Origin of the sequence: uncultured Holdemanella sp. (assembly GCF_958348295.1) — a bacterium.
GTDB lineage: Bacteria > Bacillota_I > Bacilli_A > Erysipelotrichales > Erysipelotrichaceae > Holdemanella.
This window is the reverse complement of record NZ_CATVYQ010000028.1, coordinates 1-22,092: the sequence shown is the minus strand read 5'-3', so window position 1 is coordinate 22,092 and position 22,092 is coordinate 1. Positions and strand designations below refer to the sequence as shown.

Sequence of the window (22,092 nt, the reverse complement as noted above, 5' to 3'; positions counted from 1 at the left end):
TAGACACACTTAATTGACCATGATAACCGTATGAAACGGAAGAGGTTTTAACTCTTACTCAAAGGTGAATTCACTATCCCTACTCATATAAACTTTTCACCAAACAGTTTACTCTCTTATCTAAGCGTTAAATAGCTACTATGTCTTCTCATTGCTTTAACAGTTCAAATTATATCGAAGTCCATGTTTTTTTTCAAGCCGAAGTATGGTAATATTTTTCTATGATTCAATCAATAAACAATAAGAAAATAAAAGAATACGCCAAACTCATCCAAAAAAAAGAAAGGGATAAGACAAATCTATTTCTAGTTGAAGGCGAACATATGGTAAAGGAAGCATTTAACGCAAATGCTCTACAAGAACTATTTATCCTTGAAGGGATTGAGTGTCCAATAGAGTTTAACTATGAAACGGTAACTCAACAAGTATTAAATAAATTGTCAAATCAGAATTCTAATTCAAAGATGATTGGTATATGTAAAAAATTAAACTTAACTCCAAAAAATGAAGAAAACATTCTATTACTAGACAATGTACAAGATCCAGGCAATGTAGGTACGATTTTAAGAACTGCCCATTCTTTTGGCATTGACTGCATTTACATGTCAAAGGGCTGTGCCGATATCTACAATCCAAAAACGATTCAATCCAGTCAAGGTGCACTCTTCTATATCCCTGTGATCCAAACAGATCTTAAAGAAGAAATCAAACTACTCCAAGAAAGAAATGTTGAAGTATATGCCACAGCTTTACATGACAACCATAAGGACCTTCAAGAGATCAAGCCAAGCAAAAAATATGCGATTTTAGTTGGCAATGAAGGACAAGGTGTGCGCAAGGAATTGATTAATTTAAGTAATCACATTGTCAAAATTGAAATGGAAACTTTTGAAAGTCTAAATGTGGCCATTGCCACATCCATTTGTATGTATACATTTAAATACGCAAAAAGGTAGCGAATGCTACCTTTTCATTTTTCTCCATTCAAATAATGAATATATGGCACATATAAATTCCGTAACCACAAAAGCATACCAACCTACCTGAATGCCAAAACATTTCATCAACCCATATGTCAATGGAATTAAGATGACTAGTTGTCTAGCCAAAGTGATCACTAACGAAGTATTTGCCTTATTTAAAGCCTGGAAGGCAGCACATAGTACCATACTGATACCGGCAAACACAAAGCTTAAGCTAATGATTTTTAAGGCTGGTATTCCTAATCCATACATCTGGTCATTCGCACTAAACATGGCTAATAATTGTTTAGGGAATAATTGAAATACAATTGTTCCTACAGCCATAATGAAAATCGATAAAATCATAGAAAATTGTATAGCTTCAATTGCTCGATCTTTTCTGTTGGCCCCATTATTATAGGCAACAATTGGAATCAAGGCATTGGTGATTCCAAGCACGGCCATATTCAAGAAATTTTGTAATTTATAGTAAACACTAAAGACGGTAATCGCCATAGCTGAGATTGGTGCTAGAATCATATTCATAAAAACAGTCATAAAACTTAATACGGACTGCATTAAGATGGCAGGTACACCTACTTTATAGATTTTACAAAGAATAGGTATCGAAAAGGAAAAATTACGTATATGAATATCCAATTCTTTTATTTTTACCTTCGTAATAACATATCCAATAAGCATGGCACAAAACTGTCCAATAACAGTCGCAATGGCGGCTCCGGTAACACCCATTTCAGGTAGACCGAACCATCCAAAGATCAAGATTGGATCTAGGATAATATTGATAATGGCTCCTGCTCCTTGCATAACCATGTTGTAAATGGCATTTCCTGTTGCCTGCATAATTCGTTCAAAAATAATTTGTACAAAGACACTAAATGAAAACATCGTACATATATGAATATAAGTATTTGCTAGTGAAACCACATTTGAATCGGATGTAAACCAAGATAAAAAGACATTAGAAAATAGTAAACCTAAAATCAAAAAGACAAGTCCATTCACAAATCCTAATAAGATTCCATGCATCATTGTATTATTCGCATAATCAAATTTCTTTTCACCTAAATATCGCGCAAGCAACGTGTTAAAGCCAACGGCTGTACCACATGCAATCGCAATCATAATGGTTTGTACCGGATAACATAAAGATACAGCGGTTAAGGCATCACTTGAAATTTTGGCAACAAAGATACTATCGACAATATTATATAAAGCTTGAATCACCATCGAGATGATGATGGGCAAACTCATAGAAACCACCAATTGTTTGATTTCCATATTTTCCATTTTATTCATAAAAAAATTACCTCCCCTATGTTTTGGCAGTTTCATAGGGGATACCAAAACGAAAATAAATGCTAAAATAAGTTAATATATTTTTTCTATTTTGTCAAATCAAGAATAGACTCACCAATCAAATCAGATGGTTTTGATAAATCAAAATTATCTAAAACACTTGCACCAAGAACACCAAAAGAACTTGAATCATCCAATATTCCATATTCTTTCATACTAGGTGAATACATTAAACATGGTACACACTCTCGAGTATGATCCGTTCCTTTATAGGTTGGATCATTTCCATGATCGGCCGTAATGATCAATAGTGTATCTGAATCAAGAACTGAAAGTAATTGCCCTAGCAAGACATCAAAATCTTCAAGTTCATCGGCATATCCAGAAACATTTCTTCGATGTCCCCACTTGGCATCGAAATCCACAAGGTTCGTAAATAATAAACCTGTAAAATCTTTTTTCATTTCTTCAATCGTTTGAAGCATACCCTCATGACTTGAAGTCGAATGAATACTTTTTGTGATTCCCTGCCCATTAAAAATATCAGAAATCTTACCAATGCCAATCACATCAAATGCATTTGCTTTTAAGACATCTAAAACGGTTTTACTAGATGGAGACAAAGCATAGTCATGACGATTGCTCGTACGTGTAAAGTGACCCACCGAATCTCCTACATAAGGACGGGCAATGACTCTTCCTACTTTGTATTCTGGTTTTAAAGTTATTTCTCGAGCAATTTGACATACACGATATAGCTCATCTAATCCAGTCACTTCTTCATGTCCACAAATTTGTAGAACACTGTCGGCCGATGTATAAAGTATTAATTTCTTTCCATTCGATTGAATTTCTTCCATCGCCAACTCATCTAAAATTTCCGTTCCACTTGCACTTTTATTTCCAATGAAGACATGGCCAGTTAATCTTTCTAATTCCTGAACCAATTCATCAGGAAAACCATTTTCAGTAAATGTTTTAAATGGCTTTGTCGTATGAATTCCCATCATTTCCCAATGACCTGTCATTGTATCTTTGGAACAACTTGCCTCATGCATCTTACAAGCATAGCCTTTTGATTGTAAAACCTTACCACTCGAATGAAGATTTCCTAAGCCCAATTTATATAGATTATCTATCTTTAAATCCGGACGATATTCTAGGATATGTCCAAAAGTATCGGCACCTACATCATCAAATTCTTTGGCATCTGTAGCTTGTCCAATCCCAAAAGAATCAATAACGACACAAACTATTTTTTTGTATTTCATAAGCGAATTGCACTTTCTAAGGCAAGCGTAATCATTTCATTAAAGGATGTTTGTCTTTCTTCAGTACTTAAATGTTCATTTGTGCATAAAGAATCAGATACAGTTAATAAACAAGCTGCCTTTTTATTCAATACCTTGGCATTGTGGAATAGGGCAAAACTCTCCATTTCGACACAAAGTGCATCATGCTCTTCAATCATTTTTTCTGGTTGTTCATAGTCCCCTTCATAATAGAACACATCACTCGAATGTGTATTTGTCTTTACAACAGGAATTGAAACTTCTTGACTTACGCTTTCAATCAACTTATTTAAATCTTCATCTGGATATTGCATTGTATCTGTATCGCCACTTTGTGCTAAGGCATAGGTAGATTCTGAATAACTTCCTTTAACTAAAGCTACAGACTTCATTGGTAGTTTTGTAGAATAACTTCCTGTACTACCAACTCGTATAATGGCATCTACATCATAGAATTTAAAAAGTTCATACGAATAAATTCCCATGCTGGCCATTCCCATTCCGCTTCCCATGACAGATACACGTTTTCCTTTATATGTACCTGTATATCCTAGCATGCCTCGTACATCATTAAATAATACGGCATCCTTTAAAAAATTTTCGGCAATCAATTTAGCTCTTAATGGATCACCTGGCATTAAAACAACTTTTGCGACATCTTCTATATTTGCTCTATTGTGTGCTGTTGACATAATTTCCTCCTAAAATAAAGACCAGTCAAAGCTGGTCTTTCAATCTTAATATTGTCCTGGGTTATACTTAAATGCATTCGGTACAACATGATTTGGATCATACTTCTCTAAAATCTTACCATATCTTTCACGATAATCATTATCAATTTTCAATTGAGGAATGACCTTTGTTCCCTCTTCAAAGAAGTGTTTTGATCCACGTCCCATTTCTTGTCCTCGTCTAGTGTGTTTATCCAAAGCAATATCTGGAACTTCCATGACTTTTCCCATGGCTGCTTCTTTAATAATAATATTTTTCAAATAATCACTTGAACGATCTTTTGTACTTGCACAAAGTAAACGAATCGCATGGATAAAATACATTGGCTGATCCCCATCATCATACGCATATGATTTACGTACTTCATTTAATGTGTTGACTTGCACAGCAGCTTGTAAATTTCCAAAACCAATATCTTCAACTGAAATTGTTAGTAATCGACGCCATAGCTTATCTAAAAACAAAGGTCCTGTGATATATAATTCATAAGCAGCTTGACATGCTTCTTCTACTTTATTGCGTCGAATGCTTTTTTGAAGTGTAGAAATCACTTCATCTGCGGCTAAACCATTTCTTGTTTTTGCGGCAGCCCAAATATTATATGACATATTCTCTTACACTCACTTTCCATTAATATTGTTCTGAACTATATTTGAATGCATTCTCAACAACATGATCCGGATCATATGTTTCAAGAATCTTTCCATAGCGTTCACGATAATCATTATCGATTTCTAATTGTGGAATCACTTTTGTGGCTTCTTCAAAGAAGTGTTTTGATCCACGCCCCATTTCTTGTCCACGTTTTGTGTGTTTATCCAATGCGATATCTGGTACTTCTACCACTTTTCCCATGGCAGATTCCTTAATAATGATATTTTTCAAATAATCGCTTGAACGATCCTTTGTACATGTACAAAGCACGCGAATCGCATGGATAAAATACATAGGTTGATCCCCATCATTGTATGGGAAATTTTTACGCATCTGATCAAGTGCATGAATTAAAACCGGAACATTTAAATCTCCAAATCCAACATCTTCAACTGCAATCGTTTCTAGACGAGACCACATTTTGTCTAAGAAGACAGGTCCTGAAGTATATAATTCATAGGCTGCTTGACAAGCTTCTTCAACTTTTGCACGACGAATATACTTCTGTAATGAAGATTGTACTTCGTCCGATGCAAAGCCATTCTTTGTCTGAATGTCTGCCCAAATTGTCATTTTATTTGCCTCTACTTTCTATTAATAAAATTATTTCTTGAATCAAAGTCTTTATTGTTTCTGCTGACATAAGCTGATCTTCCGCATGCGCCATCAACATTGTGATTTGTGGTTCTTGCGTATTCATTTCCTGCTGTAACAATTGAAGATGGGCTTCGTGAGCTTGTGAAAAACTTTCATCTCCATTTGACATTGATTGTTCGTAAGCTGTTTGATCGTTTTCACGATAATTTTTAAGAGCTTCTAAATAATTTGACTTTGCTAAGCCGGAATATGTGATGACCTGCATAGCAACTTGTGATATTTGTTCAACGTTAGCCATATTACCCCAATAATTTCTTTGCCATTTCAATAGCAGCAGCTCCATCTGCCATCGCGTATGCTCTAGGTTCAATACTTGCAACTGGAATATTTAATTGTTGGTGAATTGAATCCACCGCAAAAACCAATTGTGGACCTACTAAGCATACATCCCATTTACCCACTTCGTTCTTAATTGAAGCATTAGCTACTGCACTCACTTCAATATCTTCACCTGTTTTTTCAGCAACATCTCTAATTTTTTTTACAAGAATTGAACTTGACATCCCTGCATTACAGCATAACAATATTTTCATTTTGATTTCCTCTTTCTATTTTAGTTCTGGCCAATATGCTTTATTCGCCTCAATAAAATCATCTAAAATTTTTCTTGCCACATTGGCATTTGGAACACATTTATTTAAAGTTAATGCTTGCAACATTTTTAAATAACTGTGCTGCTCATACGCATCGACAACAAGCTTTTCACAATTTACTTGTTGTTCCATCAATCCCTTTTGGAAATGTGGAATTTCACCTACAGTCAATGGTTCATATCCATCTTTTCCAACAATACAAGGAATTTCAACCATAGCATCGTTTTCAAAGTTTGAAATCGCTCCATTATTTGGAACAATCAACAACATTCTTTCATGCGTATTAAATGCTAAGGCTGTTGCTAAATCTACGATAAATTCAGCATGGATACCGATTTGTAGTGTTGTATCCTTTGCGGTACCTACTTTTTCAATACGAGCACATTCACCAAATACACGTTTTTCTCTTGTATCCACAACTTGATCAGCACGCGTATAATTTGGATCTGTATGTGCCACCATATCATCTCCAAATAAATAGTATTGGAAATATGAATTTGGACACATCGTAGGATCAATCGCAATAATATCCTTTACCTTTTTAGCTGTATCAAACCATGAGCTATCTGTATAATTTGATGCATCATCATCGGCTAAACAGTTTCCATATTTTAACTGGTGTTTAATCAAGTCTTGAATATATTCTTTTCCATCTTTATCCTTGATGGATGTCCACCATCCGAAATGATTCAATCCATAATAACGGATGCACATTTCTTTACGGCTTTTGAAACCTAGAATACGTGCAATTGTATGCTCCATACCAATTGGCATATCGCAAATATTGATAACTCTTGAGTTTGGTTTAAAACGACGACATGCCTCTGCTACAATACTAGCCGGATTGGAATAATTTAACATCCACGCATTTGGTGAATATTTTTCCATATATTCAATGTTTTCCAATACTCCCGGAATACTACGTAAACCATAGGCCATTCCACCAGGACCACATGTTTCTTGTCCAACAACACCATATTTCAATGGAATCTTTTCATCTAAAGATCGCATTCCAAGTTTACCTACACGGATGTGTGCTAATACAAAATCAACATCTGTATAAGCAACTTCAGGATCTGTTGTTGCGACATATTCAATAGTAGGATCTTTTTCTTTGATTAAGATTTCGCACGCCTTTGCGACATGATTTTGACGTTCTTCATCGTTATCATATAATTTGATACTTCTTAATGGTAAACGATCTAAGTTGTCTAACAACATTAAAATAATTTCTGGAGTATATGTACTTCCTCCACCTGCAATAACAATTGAAAATTTCTTCATTTTACTATCTCACTTTCTAAGACAATAAATTGATACATATATTATGTTTGGTTTTATTGTTTTTTTTACTCTAACAATTTAAAACTATATAAGTTTTTAATGAAGGCATCACTATCTTCACTTTGAAGAAGTGCATGCATATATTTTTTGTGTGAAACAATTTGGTTAAAGAATTGAAACAACAAGTTCATTTCATCGTTTCGTTTCTTTTCGAGTGCCAATAAGAATACGAGCTGCACTTGATTTCCATGATGTTCAAATGGTTTTTTCAACAAGGCCACTTCTATACCTGTTTTATCAGCAAATGTAAACAGGGCATGTGGAACCATCATTTGTGATCCTAAATTGGTTGGATAATTCTTTTCTCTCAACAAAACATCTTCATAGAATCCTTTTGTATCCGATATGAATCCTGATTCATGTAACTTTTGAGACATCTCTTGTAAAAGTTCAGGTAGCTCTGTTGTATCTGGATATACCTTTACATGTTCTTTTTGAATATAACAATCTAATATCTTAGAAACACGTTTATTCATACGAATCATGTGGATCATTGAATTCAATCGTTCAATATCTTTGATTTCTGGCAACTTATCCATACTGAATACTTCAACATCTTTTAAGATCAGAAATGAATCCAACGTAATGACTAAATCAATGGATGTAAGATCCATCTTTTTCAAGGCTTCCTTATTTATGATATCTACAATCGCAATCTGGTTTTTAAAATACATTTGAAGCCATTGTGTCAACAATTGTTTAACACTATGGCGCTGACTTGTGACAATGATTGTTTTAAGTTTTACATTTTCATTCTCTAAAAATTGTGCCACATATACAGTTAAATAAGAAATTTCATCTTCTGTAACATAAACACGTTTGTATTTGAAAAGAATGGGAACAATCATCATACTGATTTCAAACGCAAATGGAAACTTTGTCTTCACATCATCCACAATGGGATTTTTTAATTCATATCCACCAATAACTCGTCGATTCATAAACTCTATGTGTAAAAGCATTTTACTAGATAAAGCTTCCGATTCCTTTAAGTTGATTGAATATTTATCGAATACTTCATTACAAAATTCATCAAATACAAGCACTGTAAAATCCGTGATTTCAGGTACTTCATCCGTTGATTTCATTTTAAATGTATGTAAAAGATTATATAGAATTGGAATATCAACCTGCTCTAAATAAGGTGACTGCATACATAATTTAGTAATGACACGAGTATAAAGATCGTCGGGAGAACTTATTTGATTATCCTCTAGGTTGTATCCATTTAAATTTCGTACTCGACATATCAAGATGCATGCTGTAAAAATGGATAAGTCCGTTTCTGATAAATAGACTTGTTCTCCATTCATGATTTTGATTACATCTTCCTTTGTGGATTTGTAATATTTCATAACCCACGAATCACTTAGAAGCATATAAAGAATGTCCATTAATGCATCTGGATTTTCGAGTGCCATATCTTTTACGATTTTAAAAAGAAGTTCACGAATTTCACTTTCTTCTAATAAAATGACACACTCATCTTTTTTTAGTTTGAATAATTCAACATTGTAGTTTTTCAACAAAAACTGAATCACTTTATTGATTTCTTTGCGGATTACAGAATCGGATAAACCTAATAATTCAGATAAATCATATATACTGCAATCCTCAAAGAATAGTATTTTACCTATAATTTTGTAAATACGATAGACAGCTAGATCCATATTTTCATTATCCTGATTGACTATGTTATGAATAATATCTAGGTGCTCATCATTGATCATATATCCTTGTTTTGTACTCGAACGTATTAATATACAGTTTGTCACATCATTCATAAATGTGATTTCATTACGTATAGTTCGTGTTGACACATTTAGATTTTCGGATATTTCTTTTCCATGAATCCCCGGATTATTCATAATCAATTTTATAATTTTTAATTGTCTAGCTGTTAACATGTTTCTCTTCCTATTTTTCTAAAGCTTGTTCTTTTTGTAGCTCTTCTTTTTCCATCATCTTAAAGAATGGATAATAGAACACAGTTTGTAGAATCAACAATACAAATACTAGGACTACAGACTTCCAATCTAATGTCATTAAGAATGCACTTACTCCTGGAGGCAAGAATCCTGGAGGATTGGCAATTGGTTTACCGACTAAGCCTAAATTCATTGTTAAATATACAATTGTTGTACAGATCAATGGTCCGAACACAAATGGAATAAACATAAATGGATTCAAGATAATTGGTGTACCAAAAATTAATGGTTCATTGATTCCAAACAAGCCAGGGATAATAGATACTTTACCTACTGAACTCAATGATTTTGCCTTTGATCTCATCATTAAAATATTTAATCCTAATGTTAAACCAGATCCTGATACACATAATATACAATAGAATAATCCAAAAGTAAAAATATGTTGAACAGGTTGTCCTGCCGTATAAGCTGCAATATTTTCAGCGGCATACGCAATCGCAAAAGATGCCCATACAGCAGAAGTAATACTTGGTCCATGTAATCCAAAGAACCATAATAATTGCGTAAAGAACATCACAATCAATAAAGCTGGTAGTGTATCCATACCTGTTACAGCTGGTGCTAATACATTCATAATCAATTGTGGGAAGGCAACCTTTCCAAAAGTCAATGAAAGATTCGCAATCGCTACTGCGATAATTGTGTTCAATACTAATGGTACTAATGCCGCAAACATATCTTGTACCATTGGTGGTACACTTTCTGGCATTTTAATATACCATTTGCGTTCGTAACAAATGTGATAAATTTCAACTGTAAATAAAGCTGCAACAATACCTGTAAATAATCCAGTTGATCCTAAATAAGATGTACTTAGTTGACCATCTTTGACTACAGCACAAAGAATGAAGAAGACAACTAAAGCAGTAACAGCAGGTTGACTTCCTTTTAAATCATATTTTTCAGATAAAGTCTTCGCAATAAAGTATGTTGCATATACTGCAAGCATATCGTTTGTGAATGCTGATGCATATGTCAAGACCCCCATATTTGCATTTAAAAAATCATAAACAGGTCCACTTCCTAAAAGGTTGGCAATACCTAAGAAAATAGTACAGAATGAACCAACGATAATAATAGGTATTGAAGCAACGATTCCATCTTTGATAGCTTGAATGTGTTTTTGTTGTTCAAGCTTGTTCGCAATTGGCATCAAATACTTCATAAGAACATTTTGAATTTTTTCCATTTTCGCTCTCCTCGTATACAATTTTTGTCGACCAAATTGTTAACTATATATTAAATGTTCACATCATAATTCTCAAATCTTCTTTTTCCACTTAAAGTGGAAACTAAAAAAAAACCACCATATAGGTGGCTACAAAATCAATTTCATAATTTCTTCTTCACTTTTGGATATAGACTTCGCAATTTGAGATACACTCATACCATTCTTAAGCATCATTTGAACCATCAAAACTCTTTCTTGATTCAATTCTTTCACTTCTTTTTGAGCTTCATTTGCTTGTTTTTGAGCTTCATTTGCTTGTTTTTGAGCTTCTTTTGCTTGTTTTCGAGCTTCTTTTGCTTGTTTTCGAGCATCTTTCACTTGTTTTTGAGCATCTTTGACTTGTTTTTGAGCTTCTTCAAGTTCAAGCTGTCGTTCCATTCGTTCTTCATTTTCATGCAGTTTTTGAAAATCTTCTATTATTTTTTTCCAACCATCATCCGATATGGTTTCTACACGCTTCTCTAACATTTGAATCACCCCATCACTTTCTATCATCACCTTAATTTTACTATCATCCATTCCTTTGTGGCAATTCAAAAAGTAATAAACCATCTTTTCCTGTTCATTCATGTCTTCAAGTGACTTATTTATATCCAACTTTGCCATTTCAACTGTTCGTAACTTCATGCGATCCTGACTTTCTTCTACAAAAGATAAACCTTCTTCATTCCTTAATGTGAATGTGTTACACATTCTATGATTATCAATTAAATTCACATTAAAGAACACTAAGACGATTGTTTCCTTTAACTCTCCATAATATTTTCCTTCCAATTCTTGTGACCCATGAAGTCTAGCCAAATAATAACTAAAGCGAATTGGCAAATTATCTTTGGTTTGTCTTAACTGCATTTCTAAATCTACAGTTGTTTGATCATCAAATTCAACTAATAAGTCTAACCTTGGACTTTTCATTTTACTATAGTCTTTTACTATTTCTGAATTCTTAACAACAACATAATTCACCTTCCTTTCTAAAAATACCGTGAGTAATGATTTTAAGGCATCATTGGCCTCCTTACAATCTTCACCAAAAACATACTTGAAGGCGAAATCATTTAATAAATTTGCACTACGCATGAGCACCTCTTTTCTAGTAGGCATTTCCTACATACTCATATACGTAAAAAAAGACACTTTTTCGAATAAAAATCAAAAAAATGTCTTTTTAGGGCCTTAAATCCATTTCATTTTCTTACAAATATTATATATACCATCATCTACATTGGCATCTGTAACTATTGTTGCGATATCCTTCAATTCTTGACACGCATTTCCCATCGCTACACTTGTCCATTGTGGATCAAACATAACCATATCATTTGTATCATCGCCAAAGACAACTACATCTTTTAAATCACCACCAATATGCTGCATCATATCCAAGATTCCTTGGTGTTTTGCATCATATTGAAACATTAAATAATCTGGCACAAAGCGAAGATTTCCAAGTGTATCCTTTAAAGTTAATTCTGATTCTTTCTCTTTTGGAATAGAAATATACATTTTATAAATAACATCCAACTTGTCTACATCCAAATTTTCATCATACACATACTCCGTTGGCTCTTTACGATCCCCCACTTGATTCTGGAATGTATGATCTTGAGTATATACCTTAATTGAATCATCTAACGCAAATAAAACACCATATCCTAAAGATAATGCTTGTTTGGCAATTGCCTTTGATTTTTCTAAATTCAAAGGAATATTTTGAACTAATTCATCATGAACGACTAATCCACCACCGCCGCAGCAAACCATATCATGAAGACCCACACTTTCCATAAAGTTACGTGCTTTATAGTGAGCACGACCTGTCGCAATCGCTACAAAGTGTCCTGCCTTTTGAAGTTCATTTAATGCCATTTGTGCACTTGGCACAATCTTACCGGTTTTTCGATCAGTTAAAGTGCCATCAATGTCAAAGAAAAAATATTTTTTATTCATTCGATCCCCTACTTTCTTGTACCCTCGTCAATACAACCATCACATCTTAAATTTTGTTTCCCACTTAAGTTCGTAACATATTCTTCCATATCTCGAATTTCATGGCTTAGTGCCAATCCACTTTTTCCACATACAATCTCTTCTATATGTCCATGAATTATATCGAGTATCATAAAATCACCAAGTAAATTATAACACAAAAAAAGAGATCAAATTACTTGATCTCATGTACGTAAATATTATTAACACGATCTGGTCCTACAGAAATCATAGAAACACGTACGCCTGTGAATTCTTCAATGAAGTGTACATAGTCTAAACATTCTTGAGGTAATTGATCGACTGAAGTCATCTTAGTGATATCTGTCTTCCAACCTTTGAAAGTTTTATAGATTGGTTTAGCTTTGGCAACATCTGCCTGATCACTAGGAATATAGTTATATTCTTTACCGTCGATTTCGTATCCAACACAAACCTTGATTTCATCTAAACCGTCTAATACATCAATCTTAGTGATAACGATATCTGTTAATCCACTCATTAAGTTTGCATGTTTTACTGTCAATAGATCCAACCATCCACAACGACGAGGACGACCTGTAGTAGCTCCATATTCTCCACCGTGTTCACGAATCCATTCACCTTGTTCATCCAATAACTCAGTTACGAATGGTCCTTCTCCTACACGAGTTGAATACGCTTTAACAACACCTACAACAGTCTGAATACGACTTGGTGCAATACAAGCACCTGTAGTAACACCAGCACTTGTTGGACTTGAAGAAGTTACATAAGGATATGTACCATAGTTGATATCAAGCATAGCTGCCTGAGCTCCTTCAAACAATACTGTCTTATCTTCATCCAATGCTTCATTTACTAAGTGTGTTGTTTCTTGGATCATAGGGACAATACGATCATAAATAGCTTCAAAATCAGCTACCATCTTATCGTAATCCATAGCTTTTCCACCATAAACAGCAGTAAATAATTTGTTTTTGAAATCTAAGCAGTCTTTTAAACGAACTTTAAAATGTTCAAAATCCTTAAATTCATGATAACGAATACCATGACGAGCATACTTATCTGCATAACATGGACCAATTCCACGTTTTGTAGTTCCGATTTTATTAGATGCAGCTTGCTCTTCTAATTCATCTTGATATTGATGATATGGCATTAACATCTGTGCACGGTCACTAATAATGATGTGTTTCGTTGATAAACCATCTTTTTCTAATTGTTCCATTTCTTTTAATAATACAAATGGGTTACAAACAACTCCTGGACCAATAATACAAGTTGCTTCTTCGTGTAAAACACCACTTGGTAATAAGTGCAATACATGTTTCTTACCATTTACAATGACTGTATGACCTGCATTGTCTCCACCTTGGAAACGAACGATCATATCCGCCTTTTCTGCTAAAACATCGACGATTTTTCCTTTACCCTCATCGCCCCATTGGGTACCTACAACTACTTGGCTTGACATAAGAGCCTCCTTTTAGGTATGTTCTTTACAATACCTAATTAATTATAAGTAACCCTCATATTATTGTCAATTGAGATTTTTTAAAAAAAGAGCTTGCACAACCATTTAATTCATGTTATCATTAACGGGCACTTAGGGGTATCGTCCAAAGGCTAAGATAGCGGTCTCCAAAACCGTTGATGTGGGTTCGAGTCCTACTACCCCTGCCAGTTTGAAATTTAAAGCTCTGAAGTCCTTTATATAGAGGATTTCAGAGTTTTTTTGTACTTTACAATTTCAAAAGTTGTAAAGAAAACTGTAAAAGCTTATTTTAATAAACGTCTATAAGCCTTGAACAGAAACATAAACATACTTCAGTACATCTATTAAACTGACACTCTGATGAGTGTTTTTTTATTCCCATAATTTTTTCTTCTTTCACAATTACTGATTATTCAAAGATTTCTTTTTGCTGTATGATTTAGGAACCGGCAATTCATCATACATTGCATTGAAGAGTCCAGATAGATATTCTTTACTGTCAACATCTTCTACTAACAACATCTCTTTTGCTCCTTCATACGGTAATTCGTAAGTCACAATTCCAATATAAGAAACCGCAGATTGCGTTGATTTTACAAATAACTTCTTTCATCATTGCGCGAAAATTAATTTCCTCTAAATCCGATAACTGCTCTAATATAAATTGTAAATATTCTTTACTTGAAGCCATTCTTTATCCTTTCTAACGCCTACATGCACACTATGAATATATCGTAATCGTAAAAATCAACTTGTTCTTCACATCTCTTTTTCTTGTTATATAAGTTTAGCAACAAATTGCATACGTATATTTTGTGATAATCGTCTACACAACATCATCTGCTGTACTTCCAGCATTTGATGTATATACGATAGCTTTTCATTCTTACCTCCATTTTCTCGCATACAAGAAGTACCTCACTCCAAAATGCCTGCCAATGCCAGAAATTTTTTATCTGACTGAATGGACTGGGTCAAAAATTTACCATTTTGGAATAATGCATACGTAGTGACTGGTGCAGGGACATTCTGAGCATTTTCTTTGTCCGTAATATGAATGACCTTAAACATGATGCCATGTTCCTTTGCCACTTGCTGCACCCTTGGCACCCAATAATATGTATATGGACACTGATCGGTGTAATAAAGGACAAAACCAGTTTCCTCAATCGTAGGATGCTTCGCACATTCTCTAAATTTTGGTGGCTGGGCATCCTTTTCAACAAGAAGATACATGAGATTGATTCCACAGTCCGATATGTCTGCAACCTTGAATCCTTTGTAATTCAGAAACTTTGGATCGGCAAGAAATTCCCTCTTCCGGCCTTCTGCACACAAAATACAAATTCCTTTTCGCCCCTGCATTTTGGCATCCCGGATACATTTGTCCAATAAATCATTAGAATACCCATGTCCCTTCATAGAACCGGAAACCCATAGACAGTTGATATAGAACCAGCCATCTGCCTCAATAGGTACCCAGGCATTTTCTGCCGGAATGTATTCGATAAAGCACTTGCCACGCTCTTCACTACGGTAAAAAACAAGTCCCTCATCAAAGCGTTGCTTCATCCATTCCTTTTTGGCAAGACTTTGCTTACCAGACATAGCACAACAAATATGTTCTTTATCAATATTTTCTTTTGTCACTCGGATGTAATTCATGATTTATTCCTCCTGAAAATTTCTACTATTCATTTCTCCATTCAACCTTACTCTTTCACTCATTTCCACTTTTATCCTCTAAAATAATGTTATTTACCCTTTGTCTTCACCTTTAAAAAACGATGTAACAAAAAAATAAATAACTCCAAATAAAACAATACTTCCAATCATAATACCAATCATCTGATTTACACTTACCACATTTCCATGAAATACCGGCTTACAATCAAGAGTGTCTTTTATTGCTTCAACCATTTCATTCGGATACTGTTTTCTTCCCATCTCGCTGAAAACTCCGTGAAGCATATGATTCTTAATCAATGAAGTGGCATATGTACTTGGAAGATACGACAACACCTTTTGAAGCCCCGACCCAAAATTCGAAATTGGCATATAAGCGCCACATATAAAACCATATCCTGCACTGACAATTGTTCCCACAGCCGAAAGCTGTCCCTGTGTTGTCAATGGAAAGCTAATAACACTTGAAATTGTACTTCCAAATAAAACGAGCAATATCATATCAAATAAAACCCATATTACATCTGCTATACTCATATACCATCTCATTTTAAATAAATATCCCAAGCACAATATGAATGCAAATCCATTGACCATCAAAGAATTAACAACCGTTGAGAGAAAATATCCTAAATAAATTTTTCGCTTGCTGACCGGTGAAACATCAAAATCTTTCCTTGTTCCATTTGCCTTGTCTTGCACCATAGTCAGATTTACACAAAATGTTACAGTAATACAGCTTACTGCCAAAAGTGATGCTGTTAACTGTGCAGCCACGGTTCCATTAATAAGTTTATCCGAAATCGTGATCATATCTGGAACGGCTGACGTAAAAGAATCTCTAAAAACATTCGCAAGAAATGTAGCATACAGAACAATCAAAATGACAGGTGTGATCATCGATGTAAATAACATACCTTTATCTCTAAAAAACAGTTTCCTATTTCTGTTCATTAATGCCAATACTGTTCTCATCAGCGCTCACCTTCAAGCTTTTTTCCTGTAACCGCAAGAAACACATCATCCATGCCACCTTTTACAACTTCATAATCCGTAAACAGCTCCTGATGATCAATAATAAGTTTCGTTGCTTCCTTCGTATTTCTTACTTTTATCTGATATCCATCACGAATTTTTTTATATTCTCTATTCAATGTTTTTATTTCATCTTCAGAAACACCATAAACTGACACTATATCTTGCACATAATTATTTTTAAGTTCAAATGGTGTCCCTTGCGCAGCGATACTTCCTTTATCAAGAATCACAACATACCCAGCATTAGCCGCCTCTTCCATATAATGTGTAGTCAGAAATACTGTCAAATTTTCAGTTTTCTGAAATTTATCAATAACATTCCAGATTAATTGCCTTGTTTGTGGATCAAGTCCTGTAGTAGGCTCATCAAGAATCAAAATTTCTGGTCTATGCAACAATGCACGAGCAATATCAATTCTTCTTCTCTGTCCTCCCGACAGTTTTCCTACAGGTCTATTTAAAAAATCGTCAAACTCAAGAATCTCAACTAGCTCCTGTAATCTCTTATCAAAAGCATTACCTGTAATACCGTACAAAGCAGCTCTATTCATTAAGTTTTCTTTCACTGTAAGTGGTTTATCAAGCACACTATCCTGAAACACAACACCAAGCATCCTTTTTGTCTGTGCGCCAGCTTTGTCAGTTTCAATTCCATTTACAAGAACACTTCCACTATCTTTTTTCAACAGTCCACAAAGAATAGAAATAGTTGTACTTTTCCCTGCGCCATTTACTCCAAGAAATGCAAACAATTCTCCTTCTTTTACACAAAAGCTCAAATCATTTACTGCTTTTACTTCCCCAAAGCTTTTATTCAAATGGTTGATTTTAATTATATCTGATACCATATTTTCTCCTTTTATTTTCATTTTCCTTAAATGCAGTAACATACATTTGATTTACCTTTTTTAGAATCCATACATTCAAAAATTGTCCGGATCCATGCCTTTCAATCTTCAAATCACATTAAAATAGCATTCATATAGCTTATTAGAATATGGCATGGAGCAAAGATCACCGCAAAAATCAACAACAAAATATTGCCACTTGTAATACCACTTTCTATAAATAATAAAGATGGGATAATTGATAAGTATAAGGACTTTCGTATAGAATCCTCTTTCCAGAATATAAACCATCCTAAGCAATACAATATTACAAATATAACTCCCAAAACTAGATAAACCGTTTCTCCTTGTTTAAACCAATATCCTTTATTCATAAAAGGGATTATAAGAAACATACTGACAAAACATCCGAATCTAGCAATCTGTTCAAAAAATCCAACTAATTTATTCTTGTAACGATTTTCTAATCCATCTTTACATGTTATCGCAAAAACAATATTAGGAATCAAAATCACAACAATAAAAATCAATCCCCAGTAATTCAAATATTTATTCATTGTCATGCAGCATACTCCTCGCAAAACCACTTCAAATAGTTGTCCAAAAGACTCTTATCTGTTTCAAAGCTATACTGACCATTATTTTGATCCAGTTCATAATCCATTAATCCATGTATTGTCATTGCAAAACTCACTGCACTCATATCTGGATTTGTAAAATGAAGTAATTTATGCACTTCCATAGCATAGAAAAGCTGTTTCGTTGCTAAAATCATATTATCCGTTTCTTCTGCTACAATTCTTGCTGCCACAGGATTTAAACTTCTTTCAGAATAGATAACCTTATAGAAATTTATCATATGTTCCTGCTGATTCATATTAAAATATCCTTTGACCACCATCCTCAATATTTCCAATGCACTCTTTCCAACAAAAAAAGTCGTATAATCAATTGCACCAATATTAACAGTTTTCTTAGCCTCTTTACTAAGAAATTGATACATTACTTCAACAAGTTCCTCTTTCGATGAAAAATGATTGTACAATGATGGTTTTTTTATTCCAACTTTATCTGCAATCATATTCATAGAAACATTACCAAGTCCTTTATTAGCTGCCAGTTCTAATGTAGCCAAAATAATCTCTTTTTTTCTTGTATCACTCATTCTTGTCTTAGCCATCCTTCGAAAATTACCGTTTAGTTGTATATTAACTATCTTTCAGTAGTTTTGCAATATCACATAGCTATTAATTATACAAGTACAGGTTAGAATGACAAAACTAATAGTTATCTTCTCTTTATTCAGAAATTCTTATATCTACTTTTCATCTAAAGAATTTTCCCTTGAAGCCAAAAACGTTTGAAAATCCAATAGTAATTTATTATTCAATCCTCATTTATATAATATGATTTTTTGATATTTTGATTATTTATACAAATACCATCTCTATTATTAATTGATATTTTATATTCGTTGTCTAAGTTTCATGAACACTAAAAAATTTAAAAAGCTGTAAAATATGATAAGAAAAAACATATAAAGCACTTATTTTCAATCATGATAAAATCATCATCACCTTTAAGTATAGAGAAAATACGTATATAAACCCCAAAATTATTGCTCCTACTACCCCTCTGTCAGTTTGAAATTTAAGGCTCTGAAGTCCTTTATTTAAAAGAGTTCAGAACTTTTTAATCAAGGAGAATCTAAACCGATTCTCCTTTTCATTTACTAAATAATTCTTTTAAGGAATATCATTTTCCCCTAACCTTTCTACCTTCATATTAACGAGTCCACTCATTCATCTTAAACAATTCACAAAATTGCCAAAAAAAAGAAGCTTATTTACTAAATAAACTTCTTTAAATAATCCACATCTAGAACTAGGATTTTATGATATACCATTGTTATAACACCTTGTTGTCTTAATCCACGTAAGATTCGATTTACACTATTTCTTGTAGATATGCCGCAAAAACCAGCAATATCATCATTTGTGACTTGAAGATCAATAAAGATCCCCTTCTTAACTTCTCTTCCGAATAATTCAACCAGATAATAAATAAAAGCACATACGGCACCATTTTTACCATTCATAGTCATTAATTGCTGACGATAAATAGCTTCCGACAACTTCTTACGATAATATGCATCCATATAATCTCTTAATTCTTTGTTTTCACTTAAATATTTCGCAAACAATTTTCGATTCACACGATAGAATACAGCCGTATCACTTTCAATACGAATATGAAAAGATGCTGAAGTAACCTTTTTTATTTCATCTTTTAAAAGTGAAAGTACATCGAAACCTTTTAAATACATAATGTTAAATTCACGACCATCACTTAATATAACACTCGTTTTTACAATCCCATCTTTCAATATATAAATATCTGCCTGATCATGACCATCCATCATTAAATATGAATGTTTCTTTTTTTCGATCGCCGCAAGATTCTTCCCCTCAAAAAAATCTAATACAAACTCACTCATAAATTACCCTTTCTAACTCGTTGTCTATTGTATCATGATTAACATACGTCATTCATTAACGTTTGTTATAGATGAATCTAACAATAAAGCTACATATTTAATGTATCATATCCTACCCACTCTTGATTAAAATCAGTTAATTTTTACAAACCCTTACTAAAATGTACAACCTTGACAAGAAAAAAACGCAGTTTAAACTACGTTTCTATAAGATGTCTATATTCTCTCCAGATAAAGCCTTATTCATACTTCTCACGGCACAGAATTTACCACACATGCTACAAGTATCACTATGATCATCTTCTGGCATACGAGATTGACGAATTGCTTTTGCAGTCTCAGGATCTAAAGCACATTCAAATTGTGCGTCCCAATCCAAATTCTTTCTTGCATCTGCCATCTTGTCATCTATATCTCTAGCTCCAGGAACTCCCTTAGCAATGTCTGCCGCGTGAGCCGCAATTTTTGAAGCAATAATACCTTGTTTTGTATCCTCAACATTTGGTAAAGCCAAGTGTTCAGCAGGTGTAACATAACATAAGAATGCAGCTCCTGACATAGCAGCAACGGCACCACCAATAGCAGCTGTAATATGATCATAACCAGGTGCAATGTCTGTAACTAATGGTCCTAACACGTAGAATGGAGCTCCCATACAAATTTGTTGCTGTACTTGCATATTAGCGGCTACCTGATTTAATGGAACATGTCCAGGTCCTTCTACAATAACTTGTACATTATGCTCCCAAGCACGTTTTGTAAGTTCTCCTAAACGAACCAATTCTTCAATTTGACATACATCTGTAGCATCTGCTAAACATCCTGGACGGCAAGCATCTCCTAAAGAAATCGTTACATCATATTTTTCACAAATATCCAGAATTTCATCATAATATTCGTAGAATGGATTTTCTTCTCCTGTCATTGACATCCACGCAAAAACTAAACTTCCTCCACGCGAAACGATATTCATTTTACGTTTGTGTTTTTTGATTTGATCTATTGTTTTTCTAGTAATTCCACAATGTAAAGTAACAAAATCCACACCATCTTTGGCATGCAACTCAACTACATCTAAGAAGTCTTTTGCAGTTAATGTATTTAAATCTCTTTGGTAGTGGATAACGCTATCATATACTGGAACTGTACCAATCATTGCAGGACATTCTGATGTTAATTTTTGACGGAATGGCTGTGTATTTCCATGACTTGATAGATCCATAATGGATTCAGCGCCTAAGTCTACAGCTGCCATTACTTTCTTCATTTCTACATCGTAATCTTTACAATCTCTAGAAACCCCTAGATTTACATTGATTTTAGTTCGTAACATACTACCAACGCCTTCAGGATCTAAAGATTTGTGGTTTTTATTAGCCGGAATAACAACCTTTCCACAAGCCACTAACGCTCTTAGTTCTTCCTCTGTCATTTTTTCTTTTTGGGCTACAATCTTCATTTCTGGCGTAATAATGCCTTTACGCGCAGCATCCATCTGAGTCGTATATGTAGCGCCTGTACTTACTGTACTTTCATTTGTGTTCATTCTAATTCTCCTTTACCAAATGATTTTTTAAGTGACAAAAAGTGGTGCTCCCATTTTGCCACATAAAAAAAGTGAGCAACCAATATAGGTATACTCACGCTAAAAAACAAAGTATTTCCCTACGTTGGCATTATCCAAATCAGGTTCTAGGTCGAAAGTCATACTTTCCTCTCAGCCTGTAGTACAAGCTCCCTTTTTTTATTTTACAAGTAATTTATACACCAATTTTAAAAGA

General features: G+C 33.9%; 22 protein-coding genes, 1 tRNA gene, 1 pseudogene and 1 riboswitch. Of the genes and pseudogenes, 2 read left to right on the top strand and 22 right to left on the bottom strand.

The window, feature by feature from the left end; genetic code table 11:
- The first annotated feature begins 221 nt into the window (after nt 1–221).
- On the top strand, nt 222–956 hold the full coding sequence (locus Q3907_RS06500) for an RNA methyltransferase (RefSeq protein ID WP_301897713.1): 735 nt from the start codon (nt 222–224) through the stop codon (nt 954–956).
- A gap of 6 nt (nt 957–962) precedes the next feature.
- On the opposite strand, the gene Q3907_RS06495 is transcribed toward Q3907_RS06500, so the two are convergent.
- The 14 genes from Q3907_RS06495 to Q3907_RS06430 all read right to left on the bottom strand — a co-directional run bounded on the left by Q3907_RS06495 (nt 963) and on the right by Q3907_RS06430 (nt 14,221).
- Nucleotides 963–2,282 (bottom strand): MATE family efflux transporter, encoded by a 1,320-nt coding sequence (locus Q3907_RS06495; protein ID WP_301897712.1) that lies wholly within the window; start codon nt 2,280–2,282, stop codon nt 963–965.
- A gap of 86 nt (nt 2,283–2,368) precedes the next feature.
- A complete protein-coding gene (locus Q3907_RS06490) occupies nt 2,369–3,553 on the bottom strand; it encodes a phosphopentomutase (RefSeq protein WP_301897711.1) in 1,185 nt (394 codons plus the stop codon).
- Nucleotides 3,550–4,266, bottom strand: coding sequence for a purine-nucleoside phosphorylase (gene deoD, locus Q3907_RS06485; protein ID WP_301897710.1), 717 nt, complete (start codon nt 4,264–4,266; stop codon nt 3,550–3,552). The genes Q3907_RS06490 and deoD overlap by 4 nt, the downstream gene beginning before the upstream one ends.
- A gap of 45 nt (nt 4,267–4,311) precedes the next feature.
- Nucleotides 4,312–4,914, bottom strand: a complete 603-nt coding sequence (locus Q3907_RS06480) for a hypothetical protein (RefSeq protein WP_118011207.1) — start codon at nt 4,912–4,914, stop codon at nt 4,312–4,314.
- A 22-nt stretch (nt 4,915–4,936) separates the two neighbouring features.
- Nucleotides 4,937–5,533 (bottom strand): hypothetical protein, encoded by a 597-nt coding sequence (locus Q3907_RS06475; protein WP_118011206.1) that lies wholly within the window; start codon nt 5,531–5,533, stop codon nt 4,937–4,939.
- A gap of 1 nt (nt 5,534) precedes the next feature.
- A complete protein-coding gene (locus tag Q3907_RS06470) occupies nt 5,535–5,855 on the bottom strand; it encodes a PTS lactose/cellobiose transporter subunit IIA (protein WP_301897709.1) in 321 nt (106 codons plus the stop codon).
- 1 nt (nt 5,856) lies between these two features.
- Nucleotides 5,857–6,150 (bottom strand): PTS cellobiose transporter subunit IIB, encoded by a 294-nt coding sequence (locus Q3907_RS06465; RefSeq protein WP_003864148.1) that lies wholly within the window; start codon nt 6,148–6,150, stop codon nt 5,857–5,859.
- Nucleotides 6,151–6,165: 15 nt separating this feature from the next.
- A complete protein-coding gene (locus Q3907_RS06460; RefSeq protein WP_118115111.1) occupies nt 6,166–7,494 on the bottom strand; it encodes a 6-phospho-alpha-glucosidase in 1,329 nt (442 codons plus the stop codon).
- A gap of 65 nt (nt 7,495–7,559) precedes the next feature.
- Complete coding sequence (locus Q3907_RS06455) at nt 7,560–9,461, bottom strand: transcription antiterminator (RefSeq protein ID WP_301897708.1); 1,902 nt, start codon at nt 9,459–9,461, stop codon at nt 7,560–7,562.
- Between the two features lie 10 nt (nt 9,462–9,471).
- Nucleotides 9,472–10,734: a PTS sugar transporter subunit IIC gene (locus tag Q3907_RS06450; protein WP_255466318.1), complete on the bottom strand. Its 1,263-nt coding sequence runs from the start codon at nt 10,732–10,734 to the stop codon at nt 9,472–9,474.
- Between the two features lie 129 nt (nt 10,735–10,863).
- Entirely contained in the window at nt 10,864–11,856 is a 993-nt protein-coding gene (locus Q3907_RS06445; protein WP_301897707.1) for a PD-(D/E)XK nuclease family transposase, read from the bottom strand.
- A 96-nt stretch (nt 11,857–11,952) separates the two neighbouring features.
- On the bottom strand, nt 11,953–12,726 hold the full coding sequence (locus Q3907_RS06440; RefSeq protein ID WP_301897706.1) for an HAD-IIB family hydrolase: 774 nt from the start codon (nt 12,724–12,726) through the stop codon (nt 11,953–11,955).
- An 8-nt stretch (nt 12,727–12,734) separates the two neighbouring features.
- On the bottom strand, nt 12,735–12,899 hold the full coding sequence (locus Q3907_RS06435; protein WP_295647401.1) for a hypothetical protein: 165 nt from the start codon (nt 12,897–12,899) through the stop codon (nt 12,735–12,737).
- A gap of 41 nt (nt 12,900–12,940) precedes the next feature.
- Nucleotides 12,941–14,221, bottom strand: coding sequence for an adenylosuccinate synthase (locus Q3907_RS06430; protein WP_118357325.1), 1,281 nt, complete (start codon nt 14,219–14,221; stop codon nt 12,941–12,943).
- Nucleotides 14,222–14,355: 134 nt separating this feature from the next.
- On the opposite strand from Q3907_RS06430, the gene Q3907_RS06425 reads away from it, so the two are divergent.
- A tRNA-Trp gene (locus Q3907_RS06425) sits at nt 14,356–14,430 on the top strand.
- A gap of 214 nt (nt 14,431–14,644) precedes the next feature.
- On the opposite strand, the pseudogene Q3907_RS06420 reads toward Q3907_RS06425, so the two are convergent.
- The 8 genes and pseudogenes from Q3907_RS06420 to thiC all read right to left on the bottom strand — a co-directional run bounded on the left by Q3907_RS06420 (nt 14,645) and on the right by thiC (nt 21,857).
- Nucleotides 14,645–14,933, bottom strand: a pseudogene (locus tag Q3907_RS06420) (competence protein TfoX).
- Between the two features lie 227 nt (nt 14,934–15,160).
- Nucleotides 15,161–15,907, bottom strand: a complete 747-nt coding sequence (locus Q3907_RS06415) for a YoaP domain-containing protein (protein WP_301897705.1) — start codon at nt 15,905–15,907, stop codon at nt 15,161–15,163.
- Nucleotides 15,908–16,000: 93 nt separating this feature from the next.
- Complete coding sequence (locus tag Q3907_RS06410; protein ID WP_295646172.1) at nt 16,001–16,903, bottom strand: ABC transporter permease; 903 nt, start codon at nt 16,901–16,903, stop codon at nt 16,001–16,003.
- On the bottom strand, nt 16,903–17,814 hold the full coding sequence (locus Q3907_RS06405) for an ABC transporter ATP-binding protein (RefSeq protein WP_301897704.1): 912 nt from the start codon (nt 17,812–17,814) through the stop codon (nt 16,903–16,905). Before Q3907_RS06405 ends, Q3907_RS06410 begins: the two co-directional genes overlap by 1 nt.
- 113 nt (nt 17,815–17,927) lie before the next feature.
- Nucleotides 17,928–18,377, bottom strand: coding sequence for a hypothetical protein (locus Q3907_RS06400; RefSeq protein WP_295646165.1), 450 nt, complete (start codon nt 18,375–18,377; stop codon nt 17,928–17,930).
- On the bottom strand, nt 18,374–18,979 hold the full coding sequence (locus Q3907_RS06395; RefSeq protein WP_301897703.1) for a TetR/AcrR family transcriptional regulator: 606 nt from the start codon (nt 18,977–18,979) through the stop codon (nt 18,374–18,376). The genes Q3907_RS06400 and Q3907_RS06395 overlap by 4 nt, the downstream gene beginning before the upstream one ends.
- A gap of 684 nt (nt 18,980–19,663) precedes the next feature.
- On the bottom strand, nt 19,664–20,311 hold the full coding sequence (locus Q3907_RS06390) for a Crp/Fnr family transcriptional regulator (protein ID WP_301897702.1): 648 nt from the start codon (nt 20,309–20,311) through the stop codon (nt 19,664–19,666).
- 205 nt (nt 20,312–20,516) lie between these two features.
- A complete protein-coding gene (gene thiC / locus Q3907_RS06385) occupies nt 20,517–21,857 on the bottom strand; it encodes a phosphomethylpyrimidine synthase ThiC (protein ID WP_295561706.1) in 1,341 nt (446 codons plus the stop codon).
- 99 nt (nt 21,858–21,956) lie between these two features.
- Nucleotides 21,957–22,062, bottom strand: a riboswitch (TPP riboswitch).
- Nucleotides 22,063–22,092: the final 30 nt, after the last annotated feature.